The 24,832-nt window shown below is 36.8% G+C and carries 22 protein-coding genes; 17 read left to right on the forward strand and 5 right to left on the reverse strand.

From position 1 onward, the window contains the following. Window positions 1–16 precede the first annotated feature (16 nt). The 5 genes from HWV59_RS08730 to HWV59_RS08750 all read left to right on the forward strand — a co-directional run bounded on the left by HWV59_RS08730 (window position 17) and on the right by HWV59_RS08750 (window position 6,413). Entirely contained in the window at window positions 17–1,240 is a 1,224-nt protein-coding gene (locus HWV59_RS08730; RefSeq protein WP_407941626.1) for a pyridoxal-phosphate-dependent aminotransferase family protein, read from the forward strand. 60 nt (window positions 1,241–1,300) lie between these two features. Then, on the forward strand, window positions 1,301–2,476 hold the full coding sequence (locus HWV59_RS08735) for an amidase (protein ID WP_175638648.1): 1,176 nt from the start codon (window positions 1,301–1,303) through the stop codon (window positions 2,474–2,476). Continuing rightward, on the forward strand, window positions 2,473–3,333 hold the full coding sequence (locus HWV59_RS08740; RefSeq protein ID WP_175638649.1) for a fumarylacetoacetate hydrolase family protein: 861 nt from the start codon (window positions 2,473–2,475) through the stop codon (window positions 3,331–3,333). Before HWV59_RS08735 ends, HWV59_RS08740 begins: the two co-directional genes overlap by 4 nt. Window positions 3,334–3,559: 226 nt before the next feature. Next, window positions 3,560–5,002: a YfcC family protein gene (locus tag HWV59_RS08745; RefSeq protein ID WP_175638650.1), complete on the forward strand. Its 1,443-nt coding sequence runs from the start codon at window positions 3,560–3,562 to the stop codon at window positions 5,000–5,002. 34 nt (window positions 5,003–5,036) lie between these two features. Continuing rightward, window positions 5,037–6,413, forward strand: a complete 1,377-nt coding sequence (locus tag HWV59_RS08750) for an allantoinase (RefSeq protein WP_175638651.1) — start codon at window positions 5,037–5,039, stop codon at window positions 6,411–6,413. Between the two features lie 236 nt (window positions 6,414–6,649). On the opposite strand, the gene HWV59_RS08755 is transcribed toward HWV59_RS08750, so the two are convergent. Genes HWV59_RS08755 through HWV59_RS08765 form a run of 3 tightly spaced genes read right to left on the reverse strand, consistent with a single transcriptional unit; the run spans window position 6,650 to window position 9,512 of the window. Then, window positions 6,650–8,020 carry a tripartite tricarboxylate transporter permease gene (locus HWV59_RS08755; RefSeq protein ID WP_217708455.1) on the reverse strand — a complete coding sequence of 457 codons (1,371 nt, stop codon included), beginning with the start codon at window positions 8,018–8,020 and terminating at the stop codon, window positions 6,650–6,652. A gap of 13 nt (window positions 8,021–8,033) precedes the next feature. Further along, a complete protein-coding gene (locus tag HWV59_RS08760; RefSeq protein ID WP_175638652.1) occupies window positions 8,034–8,486 on the reverse strand; it encodes a tripartite tricarboxylate transporter TctB family protein in 453 nt (150 codons plus the stop codon). Between the two features lie 18 nt (window positions 8,487–8,504). After that, on the reverse strand, window positions 8,505–9,512 hold the full coding sequence (locus tag HWV59_RS08765) for a Bug family tripartite tricarboxylate transporter substrate binding protein (protein WP_102232187.1): 1,008 nt from the start codon (window positions 9,510–9,512) through the stop codon (window positions 8,505–8,507). A 359-nt stretch (window positions 9,513–9,871) separates the two neighbouring features. Here HWV59_RS08765 and ggt point away from each other — a divergent pair, with 359 nt between their 5' ends. The 4 genes from ggt (at window position 9,872) to HWV59_RS08785 (ending at window position 13,547) form a co-directional block, all read left to right on the forward strand. Beyond that, a complete protein-coding gene (gene ggt, locus HWV59_RS08770) occupies window positions 9,872–11,452 on the forward strand; it encodes a gamma-glutamyltransferase (RefSeq protein ID WP_175638653.1) in 1,581 nt (526 codons plus the stop codon). A gap of 251 nt (window positions 11,453–11,703) precedes the next feature. Further along, window positions 11,704–12,153: an Lrp/AsnC family transcriptional regulator gene (locus tag HWV59_RS08775; protein WP_102232189.1), complete on the forward strand. Its 450-nt coding sequence runs from the start codon at window positions 11,704–11,706 to the stop codon at window positions 12,151–12,153. 294 nt (window positions 12,154–12,447) lie between these two features. After that, the gene (locus HWV59_RS08780) at window positions 12,448–13,023 is read left to right on the forward strand and encodes a chromate transporter (protein WP_175638654.1); all 576 of its coding nucleotides are present in this window, start codon (window positions 12,448–12,450) and stop codon (window positions 13,021–13,023) included. After that, window positions 13,020–13,547: a chromate transporter gene (locus HWV59_RS08785; RefSeq protein WP_102232191.1), complete on the forward strand. Its 528-nt coding sequence runs from the start codon at window positions 13,020–13,022 to the stop codon at window positions 13,545–13,547. The genes HWV59_RS08780 and HWV59_RS08785 overlap by 4 nt, the downstream gene beginning before the upstream one ends. 35 nt (window positions 13,548–13,582) lie before the next feature. Here the strand turns inward: HWV59_RS08785 and HWV59_RS08790 are convergent, their stop codons facing one another. Beyond that, a complete protein-coding gene (locus HWV59_RS08790; protein ID WP_102232192.1) occupies window positions 13,583–13,948 on the reverse strand; it encodes a winged helix-turn-helix transcriptional regulator in 366 nt (121 codons plus the stop codon). 196 nt (window positions 13,949–14,144) lie between these two features. Between HWV59_RS08790 and HWV59_RS08795 the strand changes: the two genes are divergently transcribed. Together HWV59_RS08795 and HWV59_RS08800 are read left to right on the forward strand one after the other, a co-directional pair. After that, on the forward strand, window positions 14,145–15,323 hold the full coding sequence (locus HWV59_RS08795; protein ID WP_175638655.1) for an MFS transporter: 1,179 nt from the start codon (window positions 14,145–14,147) through the stop codon (window positions 15,321–15,323). A gap of 57 nt (window positions 15,324–15,380) precedes the next feature. Further along, entirely contained in the window at window positions 15,381–16,223 is an 843-nt protein-coding gene (locus tag HWV59_RS08800) for an aldo/keto reductase (RefSeq protein WP_175638656.1), read from the forward strand. 42 nt (window positions 16,224–16,265) lie between these two features. Here the strand turns inward: HWV59_RS08800 and HWV59_RS08805 are convergent, their stop codons facing one another. Beyond that, the gene (locus tag HWV59_RS08805) at window positions 16,266–17,081 is read right to left on the reverse strand and encodes a dimethylarginine dimethylaminohydrolase family protein (protein ID WP_175640020.1); all 816 of its coding nucleotides are present in this window, start codon (window positions 17,079–17,081) and stop codon (window positions 16,266–16,268) included. Between the two features lie 193 nt (window positions 17,082–17,274). On the opposite strand from HWV59_RS08805, the gene HWV59_RS08810 reads away from it, so the two are divergent. From HWV59_RS08810 to HWV59_RS08835, 6 genes are all read left to right on the forward strand, one after another. Next, window positions 17,275–18,258 carry a DUF3231 family protein gene (locus HWV59_RS08810; RefSeq protein WP_175638657.1) on the forward strand — a complete coding sequence of 328 codons (984 nt, stop codon included), beginning with the start codon at window positions 17,275–17,277 and terminating at the stop codon, window positions 18,256–18,258. A 309-nt stretch (window positions 18,259–18,567) separates the two neighbouring features. Further along, window positions 18,568–19,590 (forward strand): LacI family DNA-binding transcriptional regulator, encoded by a 1,023-nt coding sequence (locus HWV59_RS08815; protein ID WP_175638658.1) that lies wholly within the window; start codon window positions 18,568–18,570, stop codon window positions 19,588–19,590. 182 nt (window positions 19,591–19,772) lie between these two features. Beyond that, window positions 19,773–21,449, forward strand: a complete 1,677-nt coding sequence (locus HWV59_RS08820) for a glycoside hydrolase family 13 protein (protein ID WP_175638659.1) — start codon at window positions 19,773–19,775, stop codon at window positions 21,447–21,449. Between the two features lie 137 nt (window positions 21,450–21,586). Continuing rightward, complete coding sequence (locus tag HWV59_RS08825; RefSeq protein WP_175638660.1) at window positions 21,587–22,309, forward strand: MBL fold metallo-hydrolase; 723 nt, start codon at window positions 21,587–21,589, stop codon at window positions 22,307–22,309. Window position 22,310: 1 nt separating this feature from the next. Beyond that, complete coding sequence (locus HWV59_RS08830; RefSeq protein WP_175638661.1) at window positions 22,311–22,877, forward strand: TetR/AcrR family transcriptional regulator; 567 nt, start codon at window positions 22,311–22,313, stop codon at window positions 22,875–22,877. 298 nt (window positions 22,878–23,175) lie between these two features. Continuing rightward, window positions 23,176–24,516 carry an MATE family efflux transporter gene (locus HWV59_RS08835; protein WP_175638662.1) on the forward strand — a complete coding sequence of 447 codons (1,341 nt, stop codon included), beginning with the start codon at window positions 23,176–23,178 and terminating at the stop codon, window positions 24,514–24,516. Window positions 24,517–24,832: the final 316 nt, after the last annotated feature.

Genomic DNA, 24,832 nt, shown 5'->3' on the forward strand with positions numbered 1-24,832 from the left:
GACAGTTTATCAAGAAATGAATGCTCCGTTAAGAACGATTATGACACCGGGACCAGTTGAGGTTGACCCAAGGGTGCTCCGTGTGATGAGCACACCAATTCTCGGACAATTTGATCCGGCTTTTACAGACATGATGAATGAAACGATGGAAATGCTTCGAGAGGTTTTTCAAACGAAAAATAAATGGGCATTTCCCATTGATGGAACATCACGTTCTGGGATTGAAGCGGTATTAAGTAGTGTGATTGAGCCTGGTGATAAAGTGTTAATTCCGATCTTTGGGAGGTTTGGGCATTTATTAACCGAAATTGCTGAGCGAAATGAAGCTGAAATCCATACGATGCATTGCGAATGGGGGGAGGTCTTCGATCAGCAAGTGATCATAAATGAGATAAAAAGAGTGAAGCCTAAGGTTCTCGCCGTTGTCCATGGAGAAACATCTACAGGATGTATGCAGCCTCTTGATCAAATTGGACCAGCTTGCCGTGAGTTGGATGTTCTATGTATTGTTGATGCTGTTGCGACAATTGGCGGTACTGATGTGAAAGTAGATGAATGGCAGCTTGATGCGGTGATTGGAGGTACCCAGAAATGTTTATCTGTTCCTTCGGGTATGGCGCCAATTACATATAATGAACGAATTGAAAAGATTCTTTCCTCAAGGAAAAGGGTGGAAAAAGGTATTGCGACAGAAGATGATCATGATAGTATCGGGCGGCCGATAAGAAGTAATTATTTTGATCTAAGTCAACTGCAGGATTATTGGGGACCTAGGCGGTTAAATCATCATACAGAAGCAACCTCTATGTTATATGCATTACGAGAAGGGGTAAGAATTGTTCTGCAGGAAGGATTGACAACGCGTTTTCAACGTCACAAGCTTCATGAAAAAGCCCTCATAGAAGGCATTAAAGCGATGGGGCTAGAATTGTTTAATGATGCTGCTTGGAAGCTTCCGGTAGTGACATGTGTTCAAATTCCAATAGGAGTTGACGGTGAATCTGTTCGGAAAATGCTCCTTGAACAATTTGGAATTGAAATTGCAAGTTCGTTCGGTCCTCTTCACGGAAAGATTTGGCGGATTGGGACGATGGGATATAGTTGCCGAAAAGAAAATGTATTGTTTGTTTTGTCAGCCCTTGAAGGTGTTTTAATACGTCATGGGGCACATTTGAACCTTGGGAAAGGACTGCAAGCTGCGCTGGATGTATACGAGTCTGTTCATGTAATGACAAAATAGCCCCGGGTTCGGGGTTTTTGTTTACACAATACTATCTTGTAATAGAGGGGGATTGTTATTATGCAAAATCACTTAAATGCGTTTGTTGAGGAAGAAATTACATTTGAACCAACAGGAGCAGGTCTGTTGGATGGTTTGGAGTTTGCGGTAAAGGATGTCTTTTCTATAGAAGGTTATAAAAGTGGAGCAGGAAACCCGGATTGGCTTAGAACCCATCATGAATCATTATGTCATGCACCTGTTATTAGAATGCTGCTTAGTCAAGGGGCGAAATTGAAAGGGACAACACAAACAGATGAATTGATGTACAGCTTAAATGGAGAAAATGCTCATTATGGAACACCTGTTAATCCGAAGGCTCCAAATCGTATTCCGGGAGGCTCTTCAAGTGGATCGGCTGTTGCTGTCTCAGCTGGAATAAGTGACTTTGCTTTAGGTACTGATACGGGTGGTTCAGTAAGAATACCTTCATCCTATTGTGGGATTTATGGATTCCGCCCTTCACATGGTGTAGTTCCTGTTGAAGGTGTCATACCCTTGGCGAAAAGTTTTGATACAGTCGGATGGATGTCAAAGGATTCAGAGTTATTGTACCGAATTGGAAAGGCTTTAATTACTGATCAAGAAGAAAAAGGTCTTTTTAAACAGGTGTTTTTTTGTAAGGAAGCATGGGGATTATTAGATGAACGATGTGAAGGGGAATTATTAACTGCTGCATCTGTAATCAAAGAAATGTCTCAGCGTGAATGGATTACATTATCAGAGAGTGGACTTGATTTATGGTCGAGTGCATTTCGTATTTTGCAAGGATTAGAGATTTGGGAGGAACATGGTGATTGGATACGAAAAGAAAATCCTGTCTTTGGTCCAGGAATACATGAAAGATTCCGGTGGACGAGTTCGTTGAATCCTCAGGAAAGCTTAGAACAAGAGAAGCTTCGAATGCAAATTCGAAAATCCCTTTCAACTCTTCAGAAAGAAGATGGGGTCATTGTCATCCCGACAGCACCGGGACCAGCACCATTGTTGAATTTGCAAGGTGAAAAAGCAGAGCAGTATCGTGCGAAAACGATGCAGCTCTCTTGTATAGCTGGTTTAGCGGGATTACCACAAGTAACACTTCCTCTTGCTGAAGTAGATGGTTTACCGATAGGATTATCAATTATTGCAAATCATCACCAAGATCTAAACTTATTAAAATGGGTAAACGATATTATTGGAGGGAGAGGGGAATGAAACTAACGTCTATTAAAGTTGATAATGAGGAATTAGCAGCCGTCTTAGTAGATGAAAAAGTGATATTGATTAGAGAGATAAATAAAAGAGTAAAAGAAAATTGGAGTGAGGATATTCTATCCATTCTTAAAAATGATCAATTATCACAAATTACGAACTGGTATAAGCATGTTGGATATAAAGAACTAAAAGAAATGAACCAAATGGCGTTAGAAAGTATTACGTTTGCCCCTCTATACCGTCATCCGAATAAGATCTGGGGAGTTGGTATGAACTACGTAGAAAAGGCGATAGAATTATCTGGGAAATTACCTGAAGAGGAACCCGTTATTTTCATGAAGCCGAATAGTAGTTTAATAGGTCCTGAAGAGAATATCGTTTTACCACAACAATCAAATCAGGTTACAGCTGAAGCAGAGCTTGCGATCATAATAGGAAAAACATGCAAAAATGTGGAGGAAGCTGAAGTTCCTAAAGTGGTTGCTGGATTTACGAGTTCCTTAGATATGACTGCGAAGGACATTCATGCTATAAATCCCCGCTTTATGCAAAGAGCTAAAAGCTTTGATACATTTTTCAGCTTTGGACCTTATCTAACTACGATAGATGAGGTGAAAGATGTGAGGGGAATCTCTGTTGAGACAAAACTGAATGGTAAGGTTTGTCACAGTAATATTGTCGATAACATGATGTATTCACCCTGGTGGATTGTTTCGTTTTTCTCCCGAATTATGACCTTGCATCCAGGTGATGTGATTATGACTGGCACGCCGGGTTCTGTTCTGATAAGTGATGGTGATGTGGTGGAATGCGTGATTGAAGGGATAGGAGAGCTGCGAGTTTATAGTTGTAAATAAAATGAAAGAAGGAACAGTTGTTTCATCACAACTGTTCTTTTTCATGTGAGGTTTTATATCAAGTGTTGAATATGGTCTTGAAAAATTAGTTAAAATATACAAAATAAAATTGAAAAAACAACAAATCCTCTAATGATTTAAAGGTGTATCTCGATTAAACTATTCATATGTTATATTTGTTTACATTGGGTGTTGCATTTTATGAATGGGAGAAAAGGAGGATAATATGTCTGTAGAGAGAAGTTCTAAAATTAATTTAAATCATCATCCAAAGTTAAAAAATAAGATGACTATGCCCCATATTTATGTCATATTATTTATTTTTATTGCATTGGCTTCGATTGCTACCTACCTAATTCCAGCTGGTGTCTATGAGAGGATCCCTGGTCCTGAGGGTAGGACAACAATTGATCCTCATTCATATCACGCTGTGGAACAGTCACCTATTGGAGTAGTTGATTTTATGACTGCTATACCTAGAGGTTTAGTAGCAGCTGGAGAAGTTGTATTCTTTACATTTATTATTGGCGGTTTATTTGCAGTTATTAAAAAAACAGGTTTAATTGAAATTGGTGTAGATAAGCTCACAAGGAGATTCTCAACCAAAAGCGTTATGGTTATCCCTGTGTTAGTTATCTTATTTGCGACAGTATGTAGTTTAATAGGAACGCAGGAACTAAGTTTAGTTTATGTACCTGTTATTTTGCCGTTAATGATCGCATTGGGCTATGATTCAATGGTTGCTGTGGCCATTGCCTTGATAGCTACCACTGCAGGATTTACAACTGGTTTTCTTAATCCGATAAACACAGGACTTGGACAAAAATTGTCTGGTTTACCAGTTTTCTCTGGTTTAGAACTAAGAATAGTAGCTTTTATTGTATTTGTTCTTATCGGTGTCGTCTACATTATTAGATATGCACAAAAAATAAAGAAAAATCCAATGGCAAGCCTTGTATATGAAGAAGATTCCGAGAAGAGAACACAGTACCACACTAAATCAGCGTCTAAAGAGTACAAGGCTACATCAAGGCAAAGATTTGCATCTGTTCTCCTCCTGGTATTTTTTGGATTATTAGTATACGGAGTACTTACTCAAGGTTGGTTCATGTTAGAAATGGCGGGTCTGTTCATTGTCATGGGAATTGTTGTAGGACGTACATCAGGGCTAACATTTTCAGAGATTTGTGAAGGATTTAACGAAGGTTTTCGTGAAGTGTTAGTAGGCGCATTCATTGTCGGAGTTGCCCGAGCAGTAGCTGTAGTAATGGAAGATGGTTTAGTAATGGATACCATTGTTAATAGCCTAGGTACCGTTGTAGGTGAATTCCCGGCTGTTTTTAGTGCAATCGGTATGTTTATTGTGCAAATGTTATTTAATTTCTTAGTACCTTCCGGGAGTGGTCAAGCATTAGTGACGATGCCAATAATGGCTCCGTTGTCAGATTTAATTGGGGTTACAAGACAAACAGCTGTCTTAGCCTATCAATTTGGAGATGGTATCGGTAATATTTTGTATCCTACTTCTGGATATTTCATGGCAACACTTGTTTTAGCAGGAGTTTCATGGCAAAAATGGGTACGATTCTTCCTGCCGTTATTTTCAATATGGTTTGCTGTCGCGATAATTTTCTTAATATTCGCTCAAGTCATACAGTGGAATGGATGATTACAAGCGAAAAAATGTAAAGGGAGTTGTTTAGATGGAAAAAATGGACCTCATGATCAAAAATGGAATTGCAGTTCTACCAACTGGTTTAGAACAAGTTGATATAGGAATTAAAGATGGACGGATTCATATTCTTGGCAAGAATCTATTGAATGAATCGAAAAATACATGGGATGCATCAAATCAATATGTCTTTCCGGGAATGATTGATGTTCATGTGCATTTTAGTGAGCCTGGCAGAGAGCATTGGGAAGGATTCCACACAGGCTCACAAATGATGGCTGCCGGCGGTTGTACAACATATTTCGATATGCCGTTAAATGGTATTCCTTCTACTGTAACTGAGGAGGCACTATTTGAAAAAGCAAACCTTGGCAATGAAAAGTCTTTAGTAGATTTTAGTCTATGGGGAGGACTTGTTCCGGGGAATGAAGATGATCTGGGAGCTTTAGCGGAATCAGGAGTAATCGGGTTTAAAGCATTTCTTTCAACAACTGGTAACAAGGAATTCGAAGCAGTGGATGAAATCACTTTATTAAATGGAATGAAGCAGATTGCGAAGCGAGGTAAGGTCTTGGCTCTTCACTCGGAAAGTGCTGCGATAACCAATTGGTTGAAAGAAGAGAAAGAAAAAGAAGGAAAGTTTACTGCAGATGATTATTTGGAAACACGCCCAATTATGGCTGAGGTCGAAGCAGTACAACGAGCAATTTACTACTCTATGATCACGGGCTGTCCTCTTCATTTTGTTCACATAAGCTCAGCAGAAGCATTAGAAATCATTCAGCAAGCCAAATCAATAGGCTTAAATATAACAGTTGAAACTTGCACGCATTATCTGCTTTTTAACCATCAAGATTTAAGAGATCGAGGAACAATCGCTAAATGTGCACCACCTCTCCGTGAAAAAGAGGAACAAGAAAAATTAATTAATCTATTAATCAATCAAAAATTCGATATGATCTCGTCAGACCATTCACCATGTCCTTATGAATTAAAGGATCCTAAGGTTCATAATTTATTCGAAGCGTGGGGAGGGATTAGTGGTGGTCAGTTTACTCTTATGTCAATGATTGAGTTGGCTGTAAAATACAATATTCCATTTGAATTAGTAGCAAAATGGACAGCGCAAAATCCAGCTGAACGTTTTGGGCTTTCCGATCGAAAAGGTCAAATAAAAGAAGGGAAAGATGCAGACTTTGCTATTGTCACTTTGGATAAATCATTTACTGTTACTGAAGATAATTTTTATGCGAAACATAAAGAAAGTCTTTATTTAGGTCATACATTTCCATGTGAGATAACGGGAACAATTAATAGAGGGAATGTGGTTTATGAGAATGGTAGGGTAATGGATGGTATTCCGAATGGGTGTTGGGTGAAGCCGGTTGGAAGTGAACTTGTTCGTTAATTTGTTAACTACAAAACCCCTTTTTTCATAAGAGAAAGGGGTTTTGTATGGTAATGAATTAAATGATTTTGTTTTGTAGATTGTTATCATCTAACCTCTGATTCATTTCACTCTTGTGTTGTTTTTTTCTCATCTGATAGAGTGTGAACACAATTGATATGACAGCCAGAATTAGAAAAATCAGTGATATAGGTCTTGTGAAAAAGGGCAGGAAGCTTGTATCCATTTGAAAAGCCCTAGTCATTTCTTTCTCTAAGGTTGGACCTAAGATGAGTCCTAAAATAATAGGAGATAAGGGAATATCGATTTTTTGAAAGAAAAAACCTGATTAGTCCAAAAAGCAGGACAAGCCATATATCAAACATTTGATTATTAAGAGCAAAAGCCCCGACTGAACTGAGTACTAAAATACTAGGTACGAGTAATGATTTTGGAATAAAGGTTATTCTAGTGAAAAGCGGCAATAACAGTGTTTGAATAAAGAATACAGCAATACCACTAAAAATAATTATAACGTAGATTGAGTTCACTAAAACGGGTTGTTGAGAAAAAAGCGCCGGACCAGGATTAATGCCGTGTAAAATGAGAGCACCGATCATAATAGCTTGTGCAACATCACCAGGTATACCTAATGTAATTGTTGGGATAAATGCCCCTCCAGCGACTGCATTATTTGAAGTTTCAGAAGCAATGATACCTCCTGGATGTCCACTTCCATATTGATCTTTGTGTTTAGAAAACTTTTTTGCTTGATCATAGCTAATAAAGTTTGCAGATTCTGCACCGGCCGCAGGTAAACAGCCTATAAAACAACCAATCAAAGAAGATCTAAGTGCATTCCATTTATCCTTATATAGATCCGTGAATACTTTTCGATAAGGAATACGTACCTTTTGCTTTAAAGCAGATGTATCTTGTGTTGTTAGCTTTTGTTTTAATTCTTCCACATTTGTTAATAGCTGTGAAACAGCAAATAAACCAATTAAAACAGGTAAAGCTGAAAATCCTGATGAAAGCTCAGGCATGCCGAAATCAAAACGCAGCGTGCCACTTGGCGATATTCCAATTGTTCCAATCAAAAGGCCAAGACAGCCTGCTATTAAACCTTTAATCATAGATTTACCACTTAATCCAGCAATTAATGTTAAAGCAAAAACAACCAAGGAAAAAATTTCCCAAGGACCGAATAATAGACTTCCTTCAGCAATAATAGGTCCTAATAGAAAAAGAATAATGGCACCGATAAATGTACCAATAACTGAAGATAAAATACCGATACCTAATGCTCGGGGTGCCTCACCATTTTTTGTCATCGGATACCCATCAAAGGTGGTTACAACAGAAGAGGGTGTACCGGGTATACCAAGCAATATAGATGAAATCAGCCCGCCTGAAAGCCCACCGATATATATTCCGATCATTAAGGCGAGCCCTTGAATTGGTTCCATTCCAAAAGTAAATGGAAAGGCGAGAATTAAAGCCATCGTGAAAGTAAAGCCAGGAATCGCTCCTGCAACAATGCCGAAGAAAACACCAATCACAATATAGAGAAGCATCGTTGGGTGTAGAACTTCTTGAAATGCGGTTAAAACCATCGATAAATCCATAAACATCACTCCATTAAGGTAAATAAATATTTAGGATGTTTTGAAACACCCATTGAACAATGAATGGCAATGTGAGAGACAAGATGATATTTGTTGCCATAAATCTAAGTTTGAAGGGGCGGAGTATAACAGTTGCAAAGAACATGAAAATCATGGAGCTAAATAAAAATCCGATAAACGGAATTAGCATGGTAAAGACAAAAAATAATCCCAAAATAGCGATAACCCGATAATGTTCAAAAATATATAATTTCAAATTTGAAAATAAAGAGTTTTTTTCTTGTTTTGAGAAGAAGCTTTTAATCAAGAGAGTAATTGCTAAGATCATCATCAAGATGATAATCACTCTTGGGAAAAAAGAGGGAGCAAATGTCTGCACCCCTGATTTTTCAGAAAACTTGTTTGACTCAATAAAGAATACTCCTCCAACAAGTAAAATGAAGATTGCAAAGATCCGATCAACCATTATCTATCACACCTTGTTTTAAAATTTCATTTTTGGAGCCAATGTTTCCATCTTAGCGTCCAGTTCTTCTATGTGTTTTGAGTAATCTTCAGTATTTTTGAAATTAGGGAAACTACCTAATTCTTCAATTTTCTTTTGTAATTCAGGATCTTCTAAAGCTTTTTGGAATGCATCTGCAATAATTTTTACATGCTCAGGTGGAGTACCTTTAGGGGCAAGAATACCGCGATCAACAGTTACTGAAAAATCAATACCTTGCTCTTTTAACGTTGGTACATCTGGTAAAAATGGGTTTCTATCACCAAACACCATTCCAAGTGGAACTAAACTTCCATCTTCAATGTAGCCTTTACCAGATGCATAATCACCCGTCATTCCATCAACTTGATTTGCTAGAACAGCTGCATATTGTGGTCCCGTACCATCATAGTTTACATAGTTTAACGTTGTTGGATCTACACCGGCAGCATCCAGTAATGCTGCAATCGTAAAGTGATCTTCAGAACCAACTGTATAAGCCCAATTTACTTTATTTCCTGCTTTAACATAATCAATAAAGTCATTAATCGTTTTAATATTGTTTTCTTCACTGAACTTCTTGCTGACAGATGGAATATGAGGAGTAGAAGTCATCATCATGACAGGATCAAATGCAGAGAAGCCGTAGTCCACTACACCTGTGTGCTGTGCAGTTGCAGCTACTTGGTGAATGCCCAGAATTGTGTACCCATCAGGCTCAGCATCTTTCACGAAGCGAGACCCAACTGTTGCTGTAGCACCAGCCATATTTGTTGGAACAATTGTTTGACCTAAATGTTTTTCAGCATATTGTGCAACTAAACGAAACAAGACATCAGTTCCACCACCTGGTGGATAAGGAATCACAAGTTTTACTGGTTTAGTAGGAAAAGCTTCATTAGATGCAGTTGTTGTTGCTTCAGAACTAGAAGAAGTTGCACTTCCACATCCGGATATAACAAACACGAACATGAGTGTTAGTAAAAAATAAACTAGTTTATTTTGCAAGATAATCTCCCCTCATAATTCGTTTCGTAGTTAACGAGATGATATAGTAACTAAAAGTTAATTAATTAATCTTCTCTCCTTTCGTTTGTTAGTTGTTGATTTATGAACTATTAAAACATGGGTTAAAGGCACAATCACTTAGTTTGTTATGAATTCTGACATGGTTTTTTGTAATGGACTAAAGTGATAAAACATAATATCCACTATGTACCCTTATATGTACGTAGAGTTTTATGTTGATATATAAAAAACAAAAGCTTTAACATTTTGAAAGCTTGGTAGATTATCTAACAATAAATCACTTTTGATAATTGAAATATTGCTATAATGGTTGAAACTTTTTTCAGGAGGAATAAAAAATGAACAAAACAATAGTAGGGTCAAAGTCAATGGTCGTTAGTCCGCATTATTTAGCATCACAAGCAGGTAACATCATCTTAGAAAGAGGAGGGAATGCATTTGATGCAGCTGTAGCGGTGAGTGCTTGTCTTGCTGTTGTGTACCCTCACATGACTGGTATTGGAGGAGATTCATTTTGGGTTACATACAGTAAGGGTGAAGAGAAAGTGAGAGTTTATAATGGAAGTGGTCGAACTGGAATAAACCTTACTCGTGAAGTATATGAAGGGCAAGAGGCAATACCAACTAGAGGAATCGACAGTGCGATTACAGTTCCAGGAATGGTGGATAGTTGGGACGCTGTTTTAAAGGAATATGGCAAGTTAACGTTAGAGGAAGTATTACGACCGGCAATCGAGTATGCTGAAAAAGGATTCCCGCTTTCGCCTGATCAACATGAAAACACAGTAAAGAGAGCAGATATATTGAAGGAAGATGAAGATATGGCAAGAATATTCTTACCGAATCAAGAGATTCCTAAAGTATATCAACGATTTATCCAAACAGACTTATCACGCACATTAAAAAAATTAGCTGAAAATGGTAGAGATGATTTTTATAAAGGAAAGCTGGCAGAACGAATTGTTTCAAATTTAAAAGACAAGGGCAGTCGTTTAACCTTAGAGGATTTTTCAAACCATTATGGAGAGTGGACAGATCCAATCACTACCACCTACCGGGGTTATGACGTTTATCAAGCACCTCCAAATTCACAAGGGTTTGTCGGGTTAATGGCCCTGAATATTTTAGAAAATTTTGATTTCTCCTTAATTGAAGAAGGTTCTTACCGTTATTATCATGTATTAGTTGAAGCATTAAAAAGAAGCTTTCAGGACCGTAACAAACATCTAACAGATCCACAATTTTATGATATCCCATTAGATAGGTTATTAAGCAAATCTTACGGAAAAGAAATGGCTGAAGAAATCCAATTTGACAGCGCACGGGATATTAAAACCGAACCAGTTGGCAGTGATACAGCCCATGCGGCAGTTATTGATGAGGAAGGAAATGCGGTATCCTTTATTCAAAGTCTTTATTTTGAATTTGGCTCAGGAGTTGCGGCAGGTGATACAGGTATAGTCATGCAAAACAGAGGTTCTTTTTTCTCCTTAGATCCGACTCATGTGAACTGTCTTGAACCTGGGAAAAGATCATTTCATACCTTAATGCCGGCAATGGTATTAAAGGAAGGGAAACCGCGAATTATTTATGGAACACAAGGAGGAGAAGGACAGCCGCAAACTCAAACGGCTATTCTCACAAGAATGATTGATTACGGAATGGATCCTCAATCAGCTATTAGCGCCCCAAGATTTGTATGGGGAAGAACATGGGGACAGCAAACACAAGAATTAAAAATTGAAGGTCGTGTAAACCTAAATGTACTGGAACAATTATCAAAAGCTGGTCATGCCGTCAATAAAGTGGAAGATTTCAATGGAATTATGGGTCATGCAAATGCGATTCTGATTGATGACCAAGGCTTCGTACACGGTGGAGTTGATCCGAGAAGTGATGGAGCTGCGGTTGGGAGGTAATTTGTGTCGTAAAATGTCTAATAGTAGATAAATCTTGATAATCGAAGATAAATTCTGAGGAATCGTAGATAAATTTTAAAAATCGAAGATAAACCTGCATAATCGAAGATAAATTCGAAAGATAAGTCCTTTCACTTTTTTATATGCTTCTTTTTAGATACCTTTTCCTTCGTTTTCTTGATGTTTCGCTTTTATCTCTTTCCTTTTATCATTATACTTAAACTATATAATGCTCAAAGGATGGGTTTTTAGTGAAAATAGATCATATTGATAGAAAGATACTAGAGCTTCTCACGATAAATGGCAGAATGTCTTATTCAGATATAGGAAAGGAACTTGATCTATCTAGAGTTTCTGTCCGGGAAAGAGTGAATCAACTGATTAAACATGACGTGATTGAAAAATTTAGTGTTGTGATCAATTCTGAGAAAATGGGGAAAAATGTTTCGGCGTTTTTTGAAGTTGATTGTGAACCAGCCTATTTGGTTGAAGTTGCACAAAAACTTGCGGACAATCCATGTGTATCCAGCTGTTATCAAATGACTGGACCCAGTACATTACATATGCATGTATTAGTTGATGATTTCGAGGCGTTAGAGAAGTTTATCAACAATGAATTATATGCACTGGAAGGAATCACAAGAGTTGAAAGCCATATTTTACTTAGACGCTTTAAAAGCAGAAGTGGCATGAAATTATAATGTACAAAAAAGTGGAGAATGCAGGAAATATAATTCCATCTGCATTCTCTTTTTATTTTTCAGAAAAATGTATAGAAATGGCGGGAGTTATCCTATATAATCGTAAATAACCAAATAAACTTTCGTTTGTAAGTTATCGTAACAATATAGATTAACAAACGAAAAAATATCCGCATAAATTAGTAATTAGATCCATACCTATTGTAGGGGCGCAATTTATAGGGAGAGGGGGATACTAAATATCTAGTTATAGTGCGCCAAGAATGACATTATATAAAAAAAGGGTGAGAAGAAATGAAACACCTCCAATTATTTTTAGCGTTTTTTCGAGTGGGGATGTTAGGGTATGGTGGAGGACCGTCATCAATTCCACTTGTTCATAAAGAAGTAGTGGATAAATATAAGTGGATGAATGATGATGAGTTTGCTGATGTGTTAGCACTAGGAAATACATTGCCGGGACCCATTGCAACGAAGATGGCCGGCTATATCGGGTATCGTGTAGGGGGAGTTTTTGGTCTTATAAATGCTACTCTTTCAACCATTCTCCCAACCATTATTTTAATGATTGTTTTATTGACAACAATTTCTTCTATAAAAGATTATCCTTGGGTTCAAGGAATGACAGCTGCTGTTGTACCTGTTGTGGGAGTAATGCTGGCAACATTAACATGGGACTTTTATAAAAAATCGCAAACCTCAATGGGCTGGTTAAAAGCTATAATATTTATAGGGGGCAGTTTTCTTTTTATGGAGGTTTTAGGACTGCATCCAGCTATTTTAATCGTTGTATTATTGATTGCAGCTGTCATGATAAAGGATAAGAAACCTGAAGAAGAGCGCAACGTAGAAAGGGGGAATGCTTCGTGATTTATTGGGAGATATTTCTCGCCTTTTTTATCCCTGGTATTTTAGGGTATGGTGGTGGACCCGCATCAATTCCACTAGTCGAAAATGAAGTGGTTGACCGCTATGGATGGATGGATGTTAACGAGTTTAGTGAGGTCCTCGCATTAGGGAATGCTTTGCCTGGCCCAATTGCAACAAAAATGGCTGGCTATATAGGCTATGAGCAGGGCGGAATACTAGGAAGCTTAGTTGGAATTTTTGCAACTGTAGCACCTTCACTTATTTTAATGATTGTCTTATTAGGATTTTTATATAAATTCAAAGATTCTCCTAAGGTAAAGCGAATGACAACGTTTATTCGTCCAACGATTGCAGTCTTACTCGGAGTGATGGCCTACGGCTTTTTCTTCACATCCTATCAGGACACAGGAATCTGGCAAACCTTGTTTCTTGTTGTGGCAAGCTTTTTCTTATTAGAAAAATTAAAGGTCCATCCAGCTATCGTTATAGTTGCTGCGATGGGATATGGAGCGGTATTTATATAAATCCCCTAGCCCCAAAAGGCTTGGGGATTCTTTTTTTACTTAGTATTAAGAATGCTTTCTTCTAAAACCTCATTTTTATCACCATATACTTGTGTTAAATGACTTTCTCCCCAAGCACATAAGGCATTTAAAATTTGTTCCAGACTTTTTCCATATTCGCTTAATTCATATTCTACCTTTGGTGGTATTTCATGATAAACAATACGATTAATCACACCATCTTCCTCTAGTTCACGTAATTGCTGAGTTAACATTTTTTGAGTGATATTAGGCATTAATCGTTTTAATTCACTTGTCCGCTTTTTTCCATGAGTTAGATGACACAGAATGACACACTTCCACTTTCCGCCGATTACTTCTAAAGTTGCTTCAACCGCGATATTGTATTTTTTCTTTTGCATAGTTTCCTCCATAATTAATAGGTACAAAAAAGTACCTATATCACTTAATGGTACCTATCGTACTAAAAAGTGCGTTCTTCTCAAGTTGAATTGTATATCTCATAATAACATTTGCCGATTGATTTTCACCATTCATTTTATCGTCTGCATGCAGAAGGTGAGTCATACAAACATTTCAATTTAAGGAGGAGACACAATGTCTATAGATAAAAAAAGTACATTCGCATTGCTGGCATTAGCAGTCAGTGCTTTCGCGATAGGAACAACTGAATTTATAAGTGTAGGGCTATTGCCCCTCATTTCAGAGGATTTACACATACCTGTGACAACAGCAGGTTTGACGGTATCATTATATGCCTTAGGTGTTACGTTTGGAGCACCGATTTTAACATCATTAACATCAAGTATGTCTCGAAAAACGTTACTGCTATGGATCATGATTGTTTTCATCGCCGGTAATACAATTGCTGCGAGTGCAACAACTGTAGAGATATTACTTGCAGCTCGAGTTCTTTCAGCTTTATCACATGGTGTTTTTATGTCAATTGGTTCAACGATTGCTGCTAACTTAGTACCTGAAAATAAACGGGCAAGTGCTATATCCATTATGTTTACAGGACTTACGGTTGCAACAGTAACCGGGGTACCTCTTGGAACATTTATTGGTCAGCAATTTGGATGGAGAGCAGCATTTGTAAGCATCATTGTGGTTGGGGTCATCGCGTTCATTGCGAATAGTATCCTTGTCCCATCTGACTTGCCGAAGGGAGCAAAGACAACATTTAAAGATCAATTCAAACTCCTTTCAAATGGACGTCTCTTACTTTTATTTAGTGTAACTGCATTAGGTTATGGTGGGACATTTGTTGTCTTCACGTATCTTTCACCATTGCTTCAACATGTGACAGGATTTAAAGAAGGTGTAGTTTCCATCATCTTACTTGTTTATGGAATTGCTATTGCAATTGGTAATGTCATGGGAGGAAAACTAGCAAATCGAAACCCTCTTAAGGCGTTGTTTTATATGTTTATTGTCCAGGCAATTGTTCTTATTGTTCTAACATTTACTGCACCTTTCAAAATTGCAGGATTAATCACAATTATTTTTATGGGTCTTCTTGCCTTTATGAATGTTCCAGGTCTACAAGTGCATGTTGTCACACTGGCAGAACGATTTGTGCCAAGTGCAGTAGATGTCGCATCTGCTATAAATATTGCCGCATTTAATGCCGGTATTGCGATCGGATCTTATATAGGTGGAATTATAACTGATTCCATCGGGTTGATTCATACGGCTTGGATTGGCGGGCTAATGGTAATGGGTGCTGTTATTCTAACGGGTTGGAGTCGTTTGTTGGAAAGAAGAGATAATTGAATTAGTTTTTAAATGGGCGGAATGGGTGGGATAAATAATAATATTGGAGGAATTTTTATGATAAATGGTTTACAAGAAACGACAACTTTGAATAATGGAGTAAAAATGCCTTGGCTTGGCATCGGCGTATTTAAAGTAGTGGAAGGTCCAGATTTAGTGGATACACTAAAAGCTGCTATTAAACATGGATACAGAAGTATTGACACAGCAGCAATTTACGAAAATGAAGAGGGGGTTGGAGAAGGCATTCGTGAGGGGCTTAAGGATTCAGCTATTTCCAGAGAAGATTTATTTGTTACCTCAAAAGTTTGGAATGCAGATCTAGGGTATGAGTTAACGTTAAATGCCTTTGAAAACAGCTTACAAAAGTTAGGCTTAGATTATTTAGACTTGTATCTTATTCACTGGCCTGTTGAAGGGAAATATAAGGATGCATGGAGAGCATTAGAAACTCTTTATAAACAAGGAAAGGTTAAAGCAATCGGCGTAAGTAACTTTCAAATTCATCATCTTGAAGATTTAATGAAGAGTGCCGAAATTAAACCGATGATTAATCAAGTAGAGTTCCACCCACGATTAACACAAAAAGAACTCCAAGAATTTTGCCAAGAGCACGAAATACAACTTGAAGCCTGGTCACCACTAATGCAAGGTGAATTATTGGACAACGATACATTACAAAGTGTTGCTGTTAAATATCAAAAATCAATTGCACAAATTATTTTGCGTTGGGATTTGCAAAATGGTGTCATCACGATACCTAAATCAACAAAGGAACATAGAATTGTAGAAAATGCATCTATCTTTGATTTTGAGTTAACAAAAGAGGATATGGAAAAGATAAATTCTTTAAATGAAAATAAGCGGGTAGGACCTGATCCGGATAATTTTGATTTTTAAGATGACAAAGGGCAGTCACCTCACATATGACTGCCCTTACTTTTAACCTCTTAACAAAGGTAATGTACAACACCTAAATGCCCCACCTGATTTAATGATCTCCGTAATATCAACTTCAATAATCTCATACCCTCGCTCTCTAAGCTTTTCGTTCACTCCTTTATTAATAGGTAAGCTTAATATCCGTTTATTACCAATAGACAATATATTGGTTCCTAATGTTGCTTGTTCTTCCTCCGAAACTTCAATTAGATCATATCGTGAAGCTAGTAAATCATGTTTGTCTTTATCCATTTCACCGGGAAAAATCAAGGCCTCATTTGGGGAGATAATATTAAATACACAATCAAGGTGCAGATATTTATCTGTAAAAGGAATATCAATAACATCATATGTTGGCAATAGAGTTTGTAAATGCCCAATGGCATCTTTATTTGTTCGATTACTAACACCAACATAAATCGTATTTCCATCAATAAAAACATCTCCACCCTCAATCATATCCCCAACAAGGTTTGTATATGTAATTTCTTCTTTCTCAAGGTAAGATATAAATTCTTTTTCCTCTCCAATACGTAAATCGTGTGCCATATCCGCAACAAAAACCTGTTTCCCTAATGTAAATCCAATGTCACGAGTAAACACCTGCTCCGGAAATTCTTGATTAGGTGTTAACAAATGAACCTCTATTCCAAGATCTCGGAGAGTCTGCACTAATACTTGATGCTGCTTTTTAGCTAAATCTGTATCTATATTTTCTTTCAAATATTGTTTTTGTGTTTCATTAATCGGTTCCTTAATCGTCATAAAATCAGGTGGACAAAGTACAACCTTTTTAAGTGGATCATATTCGTTCATGCATGTACATTTTATGTAATCTGGTCGCTGTGTCAATGTTTATCCCTCCTATTTGTTTTTCTTACTATTCCCTATAATGTTCCGAATGAATCTTGATATCAGATAGAAGCGTGGATTATGAAGAAATTTGTATATTTATGTATAAAAAATTGCAAACTATACAAAGTGTTTTGTAAATTGGGAGGTTTTTTTAATGCATAATAAATCAAAAATAGGCGCTTCAGAATTTGGTGCATTATGGGTGACGTACCATAAAAAAACAATGATTTTAAGAATCTTGGAGCATTTTATTCAAACATCTGATAATAAAAAGGCAAAACAGCTGTTAACAGAGCTACATGAAAAACTTAACTCAAAGGTAATAGAAATGAAAGAAATTATTCAAAATGAAGGGACTGTAGTTCCTGTTGCATTTACTAGCGAAGATATCAATTTAGAAGCACCTGCATTGTTTGGTGAGGGCTTTGAAATTATGTTCAGCCGTATATTAAAAGAAATAAGCTTAGGGATGTACACTTTACATACAATACTGTCATACAGAAAAGACATTATTAAACTTTATAGAGATCTTAGTGATCTTTCGCAAACCTATTTTGCAAAATTCACTGATTTTCTTTTGGATGAAGGAATTATTCAAAAACCAATAACGGTGAATTTGCCTAAGTCGAATAGTTTTGTATCAGATAAGAGTTACATAAAGGGATCCAATTTATTTGGAGATAAAAGACCTTTAACAGTTGTTGAGTTTGGGATTTTATATCATGGGATTGAAACAAATGTGATCGGCATGAAACTAATGGACGGCTTTTCTAAATGTGCTAAAGATGAAGAGGTGAGAAAGTACTTTTTAAAAGGAAAAGAGCTTTCAAAGGAAATGATAAAGGAAACGGAAGGAATTCTTCTCCAAAACGATATTCAGCCTAAAATTCCATCTGGTGGAACGACAACAAATTCAAATGTTCCCCCTTTTTCGGATAAGCTTATGATGTATTGTACATATCTATTAAGTAATTTTAGTATCGGTGGAGAAGGCTTTGGTACAGGATTTAGTATGCGTAAAGATCTGAGCTTGAAATTTGGGATTTACGGTAAAGATACTTATGAATACATGAGAGAAGGTGTTTCACTCATGATTTCAAGAGGATGGTTGGAAGAACCTCCAAAAATGGATGTTTAAACTTATTTTAAAATAGGACCTATTTTGGTCCTTTTTATCATGTATTTCTGCATTTTATTGTAATAGATTAAATGGTATACTTCTATTTGTGGAACACATTTGTAGTGATTGTTTTAATATATTTGCAAAGAAGAAGAGGATTTTTAATTACTGGATTTTTAATTACTGGAGTTTTGTGCAATCGTTTGCCGTTTCTATTGAAAGAAAGGGAGCTATCCGTGTTCGTTTCCGTAATTATTCATTCCTTATTATTAATATACGGATGGTATCCGATAAAATAGTAACTCCGCAATTGGTAAGGAGGCAGTAATGATTGTTACAATTAAAGATGTTGCAAAAAAAGCAAAAGTAGCACCTTCAACGGTGTCCAGGGTTATTGCAAACAGCCCGCGAATAAGTGAACAAACAAAGAAAAGAGTTCGAGAGGTAATGGAGGAATTGGGGTATCACCCAAACTTCCAAGCTCGCAGCTTAGCAGCGAAAAGCACACAAGCAATTGGGGTCATTATGCCGAACTCTGCCTATTATGCATTTCAAAATCCTTTCTTTCCGGAGGTCTTAAGAGGGATTAGTACTAGTGCACATGCGAATAAATATGGAATCTATTTATCAACTGGTTCTACAGAGGATGAAATCTTCAATGAAGTAACATCCATGGTACAAGGCAGACGGGTAGATGGAATTGTACTCTTATATTCAAGAGTGAACGATAAAACAATGAATTTTCTTCAGCAATCTAATTTTCCATTTGTAGTTGTCGGAAGGCCATATATGAATGAAGAACGTATTTCCTACGTAGATAATGATAATATATACAGTACAAAACAAGTAACAAAATATCTCATCCAATTAGGGCACAGAAACATTGCTTTCGTTGGTGGAAGTCTTAATTTTGTCGTAACGATTGACAGACTAAATGGATATAAGCTTGCATTGGATGATGCAAATATCCCTTTTAATGATGAGTATATTGTCCATGAAGAATATATTAAAGAAAATGGGAAAGAGGCAATTTATTCCCTCATGAAATTATCTTCACCACCAACTGCACTTGTAACACAGGATGACTTAATAGCATATGAAATGATTAGCCACCTGGAGGAAATCAACATCCGGGTACCAGTGGATATTTCAATTGTTAGCTTCAATAATTTGATGTTATCTGAACATTCCAAACCTCCGATTACATCTGTGGATATATGTATCTATCAGCTTGGGTATGAAGCAGCGAATTGCTTAATTGAGAAAATCAAAATCCCTGATTCATTACCTAAGAGAATTACAATTCCTACAAAATTTATTGAACGAAAATCATGCGAGCAGAAGAAATAAACATATAAAGAGTTGAAAAAGGACAATGGATAAAAATGTATGTTCGATCATTTGCATTTTTAGCTCTTGTCCTTTTATTTTGTGTTCTTCTTTATTTAGTTCAAGGATTAACGGACAAATATAAGTGGGTATAATGCTTTAAAAGGGAGTAACTTATTACGTGAAATAAGAGAGGAAGAACTATGAAGAAAATTTGGTGGAAAGAAGCAGTTGCATATCAGGTATATCCAAGAAGTTTTATGGATTCAAATGGAGATGGAATTGGAGACCTTCAAGGAATGATTTCAAAATTAGATTATATTAAAGACTTAGGTATTGATGTGATATGGATATGTCCAATGTATAAGTCGCCAAATGATGATAATGGTTATGACATCAGTGATTACCAGGATATTATGGACGAATTCGGAACAATGGCTGATTTTGACCAATTGCTTGATGAGGTCCATAATCGTGGCATGAAGTTAATTATCGACCTTGTTATCAATCATACAAGTGATGAACATCCATGGTTTATCGAGTCACGTTCTTCAAGAGATAACGAGAAACGCGACTGGTATATATGGCGCGACGGTGTAGATGGAAAAGAACCAAACAATTGGGAAAGTATTTTTAGTGGGTCTGCCTGGGAATTTGATGAGGAGTCAGTTCAATATTATATGCATATCTTTTCAACTAAACAGCCTGACCTTAATTGGAAGAATCCAGATGTTCGTCATGCCCTATACGATATGATCAATTGGTGGCTTGATAAAGGAATTGATGGTTTCAGAGTTGATGCGATTAGTCATATTAATAAAGAAGAAGGCTTACATGATATACCAAATCCATATGGATTGAAATATGTTCCTTCTTTTGACAAACATATGAATGTAAAAGGAATCCACGATTACCTCTCAGAACTTAAAAAAGAGACTTTTTCAAAATATGACATTGTAACAGTTGGTGAAGCAAACGGTGTAAGAGTAGAAGATGAAGAAGACCTTGACCAGTGGGTTGGAACTGAGAATGGAAAATTTAATATGGTGTTTCAATTTGAACATTTATCATTATGGAATGCGTCTATGGAAAATAAATTAGATATTCCGGGATTAAAAAGAGTGTTAACAAAATGGCAAAAAACCTTAGAAAATAAGGGATGGAATGCTCTATTTATTGAAAATCATGACCAGCCACGCCGAGTGTCGACTTGGGGAGATGATAAGGAATATTGGTATGAAAGTGCTACTGCATTGGCAGCCATGTATTTTTTAATGCAGGGTACTCCTTTCATTTACCAAGGTCAAGAAATAGGAATGACAAACGTTAAATTCAATACAATTGACGAGTATAATGATGTTGCTGATAAAAATATGTATCGTCTTAGAAGAGCAGAAGGTGTGTCACATGAAGAAATCATGCAAATTATCTGGGCATCTAGTCGTGATAATTCCAGAACACCAATGCAATGGTCTGCAGAACCAAATGCAGGATTTACAACAGGGACCCCTTGGCTTGGTGTTAACAATAATTATGAAACGATAAATGTTGAAAAACAATTAGAAGATGAAGGCTCTATCCTTCATTTTTATAAAAAAATGGTACAACTAAAAAAAGAACATGAAGTCTTTACTTATGGTTCATATGAATTACTCTTACATGATCATCCTCAACTTTATGTGTATACACGAACACTGGCCCAGGAAAAAGTAGTTATCATGACAAATCTAACAGCAGAAAATGCAACATGGGATGGTGAGTTGGGTTTTTCCTTAGCGAGTAATAACTTATGGTTGGCAAACTATGAAGTAGAGGATCATGAAGCTATGTCAAACCTTGCATTCAAACCATTTGAAGCAAGAGTGTATGTAGTTAGGTAACTATGAAGAGGGTGTATCACTTTATTGTGATATGCCTTTTTTAATAAAAGGGCTTGTGAAAACTAACAGTGATAGTTTATATTAAAACTAATGGTATTAGTTTTAAAACTAACTGTATTATATAGGAGGATGGGGAGATGAAAGTCGTAAAGAAAGGAAAGTTATACCAAATTACCTTTTTCCCGGGATTTTTCCCGGTAAATTGCTATCTTGTCGAAGAACCAACTAGTGTAACACTTATTGATACTGGAATCCCAAGTAGTTTTAAAGGAATTATTAAGGTTATAAATGAAATCGGTAAACCATTAAAAAATATAGTGTTGACTCATGCCCATGGTGATCATGTCGGATCGCTCGTAAAGTTAAAAACGGTTTTCCCAACTGTACCGATTTCCATTTCAGCAAGAGATAGCAGGTTGTTAAAAGGAGATAAGGAGCTTGAGCCACACGAGGAACAAACACCTATTAAAGGTGGAATCCCGAAAAATATTGACTTGAACCCAGATCAGCTTTTGCATGAAGGTGATAAAATTGGATCCCTTGTTGTTGTTGCAACACCTGGTCATACGCCGGGTTCAATATCTTTATTCGATGAACAGGATCGATCAATCATAGTGGGAGATGCTTTTCAAACTAGAGGGGGAATAGCGATAAGCGGACAGCTTAGGCCTTTCTTTCCGTTTCCTGCAATGGCAACATGGAGTAAAGTAGTTGCTCTTGAAAGTGGAAAGAAAATTTATTCCTTGGACCCGGATTTGTTAGCGGTAGGCCATGGCGATATGATCGTTAGTCCGAAAGCAGCAATTCAACGAGCAATCGAAGAAGCTGAACAAAAATTAAAAAATAGGAAGGAAAGGTAAAATGCCAAGAATGGGGTTGGATTTACAAACAATTTTACAAACAGCAACAGAGATAGCTGATAAGGAAGGGTTAGAATCTGTCACACTAGCATCATTAGCTAAAAAGTTAAATGTACGTCCACCATCATTATACAATCATATTGAAGGTTTAGGAGGACTACGGAAAAAATTAGCAGTATATGGTATGGAAGCTCTATATGAAAGGCTCGCTCAAGCTTCAATTGGTAAAGCAAAGGATGAAGCGGTTCATTCAGTAGCAGACGCCTATGTTACTTTTGCTCGTGAAAATCCGGGAATTTATGAACTGACATTACAAGCAGCAGATTCCGAAGAACATGAACTTCAACGAGCCGGCGGTAGAATCGTGGATTTAACTGTTCAAATCTTAAAAGGGTATGGCTTAGAAAATGATGAAGTTATCCACGCTGTACGTGGACTCCGAAGTATACTTCATGGCTTTTCATCTCTGGAACAAAAGGGAGGCTTTGGATTTCCACTAGAGCTTGATAAAAGTTTGCATTTATTACTGGATAGCTATTTAACGGGTATTCATAAAATGAAGGGATAGCAGGAGTTTGTCGATATTTGTTGAGTTTTGTCTAATCGAAAATAAATGCCGAGAATCGAAAATAAAATCAGATAATAGCAAATAAATTTCTGGAATAGCAAATAAAAGGGAAAAATCGCAAAAAAAACGTAGAGATTCAGAGAAAATGGCAGGTCTCGAGTCAGGAGATTGCCATTTTTATATCTAGCAACCTAATAAGTCAACAATTCTTATCCTGTGCATGATCCTAAACAGCTGTGATAACATAAAAGCAACAAAAATGTTGAATAGTTGATTCAACATGAGAGGAAGTTACAAGATGAAACAACATGATTTTACCAGTGGAAGCATTATGAAGCAGGTTTGGACATTTTCCCTGCCGATTATGCTAACAAATTTGCTGCAAATATCGTATCAGTTTGTTGACAGCTTATGGGTAGGAAACCTGTTGGGAGCTGATGCATTAGGAGCAATCGCTGTATCGAGTACTGTCATCTTTACCATTTTATCATTCATTATTGGGATTAATAATGCAACGCTCACAATTCTTTCACAACAAAAAGGAAAGGATAATGAAACGGGATTAAAAAATTACCTTAATGCATTTGTTGTTGTCTTAACAGCCCTATCAATACTATTAGGTATCGCGGGTTATATTTTATCAGAGAGTATTCTCAGATGGATGAGTACTCCTGAATCTATGATTCCTGATGCTACTGCCTACTTAGAAATTAATTTTATCGGAATTTTATTTTTATTTGGCTATAACTTTGTTAGTACTGTGCTAAGAGCACTTGGCGATAGCAAAACACCGATCCGATATGTCATGATCGCTGTAGTTTTAAATGCTGTATTAGATCCATTATTTATTTACGTGTTTAACCTCGGAATTGCAGGTGCAGCTTATGCAACTATCCTTTCTCAAGGAATATCCTTTGTTTATGGGATATGGGATACATTAAAAAGAAAGTTAGTACCTTTTATCATGCCGAAGCTGCCTTCTAGTGATGAAGTGTCGACAATCATGAAGCTGGGATTGCCTTCCGGGTTACAAATGACGGTTATTTCAGCAGGTGTCATGGCGATTATGAGTGTTGTCAACTCTTTTGGTAGTGATGTAGTAGCTGGATTTGGAGCGGCTCAAAGACTTGATAGCTTGATTATGCTTCCAGCAATGGCTCTTGGGACTGCAGTTAATAGTATGGCAGGACAAAATATAGGGGCTAAGAAGTGGAGACGTGTTCATGACATTGCAAAATATGGTGTTATATTTAATTTAGTTATAATGGTCTTCATAAGTACAATTGTGGTGCTTTTTGCTGAATGGGGGATAAAACTATTTATAGGGGAAGAAGAAGCAGTGCAATTTGGCACAGATTATTTAAAAATAATCGCTTTTTTCTATCCATTTCTCGGAATTAATTTTATTTTAAATGGAATCGTCCGTGCGTCTGGGGCTATGTTTCAAGTGTTAATCTTAAATATAGTTTCTTTCTGGATTCTTAGATATCCTTTGTCCTATTTGTGCTCAATTTGGTTTGGGGACAATGGGATTGCTATAGGAATGGGGCTTAGCTTTGTTATCAGCAGTGTGATTGCCTTCTCTTATTATAAGGTAGGTAAATGGGATAAAATTGAGTTATCAGCTAGAGAAAAATAATACAAAATAGTCTTGACAGTCAGTGAAATACTCGGCATAATAAATAAAAATCACAGTGAACGTTCTAATAGAGGACTAGTATGCGGGAACTTTTTTTCACAGAGAGTGAAGTTTATAAGCTGAAAGACTTCATATTAAAAAGCCGTTGAACCTACCTCTTGAGTCCTATGTAAACATAGGCGCAACCCTGGCGTTAAAAAGGGCAAAGAGGGATGTGAAAGTACTTCATATCCAATCAAGGTGGTACCACGGAAGCTAAGCTCCTTTCGTCCTTATTTTATAGGATGAGAGGTGCTTTTTTTTATTAAGTATGTTT

It is taken from the genome of Metabacillus schmidteae, from assembly GCF_903166545.1.
Lineage (GTDB): Bacteria > Bacillota > Bacilli > Bacillales > Bacillaceae > Metabacillus > Metabacillus schmidteae.

Excerpts from the sequence above, each read along its gene's own strand:
- HWV59_RS08730 (WP_407941626.1), top strand. The coding sequence starts at position 17 with ATGAATGCTCCGTTAAGAACGATTATGACACCGGGACCAGTTGAGGTT.
- HWV59_RS08735 (WP_175638648.1), top strand. The coding sequence starts at position 1,301 with ATGCAAAATCACTTAAATGCGTTTGTTGAGGAAGAAATTACATTTGAA.
- HWV59_RS08740 (WP_175638649.1), top strand. The coding sequence starts at position 2,473 with ATGAAACTAACGTCTATTAAAGTTGATAATGAGGAATTAGCAGCCGTC.
- HWV59_RS08745 (WP_175638650.1), top strand. The coding sequence starts at position 3,560 with ATGTCTGTAGAGAGAAGTTCTAAAATTAATTTAAATCATCATCCAAAG.
- HWV59_RS08750 (WP_175638651.1), top strand. The coding sequence starts at position 5,037 with ATGGAAAAAATGGACCTCATGATCAAAAATGGAATTGCAGTTCTACCA.
- HWV59_RS08755 (WP_217708455.1), bottom strand. The coding sequence starts at position 8,020 with ATGGATTTATCGATGGTTTTAACCGCATTTCAAGAAGTTCTACACCCA.
- HWV59_RS08760 (WP_175638652.1), bottom strand. The coding sequence starts at position 8,486 with ATGGTTGATCGGATCTTTGCAATCTTCATTTTACTTGTTGGAGGAGTA.
- ggt (WP_175638653.1), top strand. The coding sequence starts at position 9,872 with ATGAACAAAACAATAGTAGGGTCAAAGTCAATGGTCGTTAGTCCGCAT.
- HWV59_RS08780 (WP_175638654.1), top strand. The coding sequence starts at position 12,448 with ATGAAACACCTCCAATTATTTTTAGCGTTTTTTCGAGTGGGGATGTTA.
- HWV59_RS08790 (WP_102232192.1), bottom strand. The coding sequence starts at position 13,948 with ATGCAAAAGAAAAAATACAATATCGCGGTTGAAGCAACTTTAGAAGTA.
- HWV59_RS08795 (WP_175638655.1), top strand. The coding sequence starts at position 14,145 with ATGTCTATAGATAAAAAAAGTACATTCGCATTGCTGGCATTAGCAGTC.
- HWV59_RS08800 (WP_175638656.1), top strand. The coding sequence starts at position 15,381 with ATGATAAATGGTTTACAAGAAACGACAACTTTGAATAATGGAGTAAAA.
- HWV59_RS08805 (WP_175640020.1), bottom strand. The coding sequence starts at position 17,081 with ATGAACGAATATGATCCACTTAAAAAGGTTGTACTTTGTCCACCTGAT.
- HWV59_RS08810 (WP_175638657.1), top strand. The coding sequence starts at position 17,275 with ATGCATAATAAATCAAAAATAGGCGCTTCAGAATTTGGTGCATTATGG.
- HWV59_RS08815 (WP_175638658.1), top strand. The coding sequence starts at position 18,568 with ATGATTGTTACAATTAAAGATGTTGCAAAAAAAGCAAAAGTAGCACCT.
- HWV59_RS08820 (WP_175638659.1), top strand. The coding sequence starts at position 19,773 with ATGAAGAAAATTTGGTGGAAAGAAGCAGTTGCATATCAGGTATATCCA.
- HWV59_RS08825 (WP_175638660.1), top strand. The coding sequence starts at position 21,587 with ATGAAAGTCGTAAAGAAAGGAAAGTTATACCAAATTACCTTTTTCCCG.
- HWV59_RS08830 (WP_175638661.1), top strand. The coding sequence starts at position 22,311 with ATGCCAAGAATGGGGTTGGATTTACAAACAATTTTACAAACAGCAACA.
- HWV59_RS08835 (WP_175638662.1), top strand. The coding sequence starts at position 23,176 with ATGAAACAACATGATTTTACCAGTGGAAGCATTATGAAGCAGGTTTGG.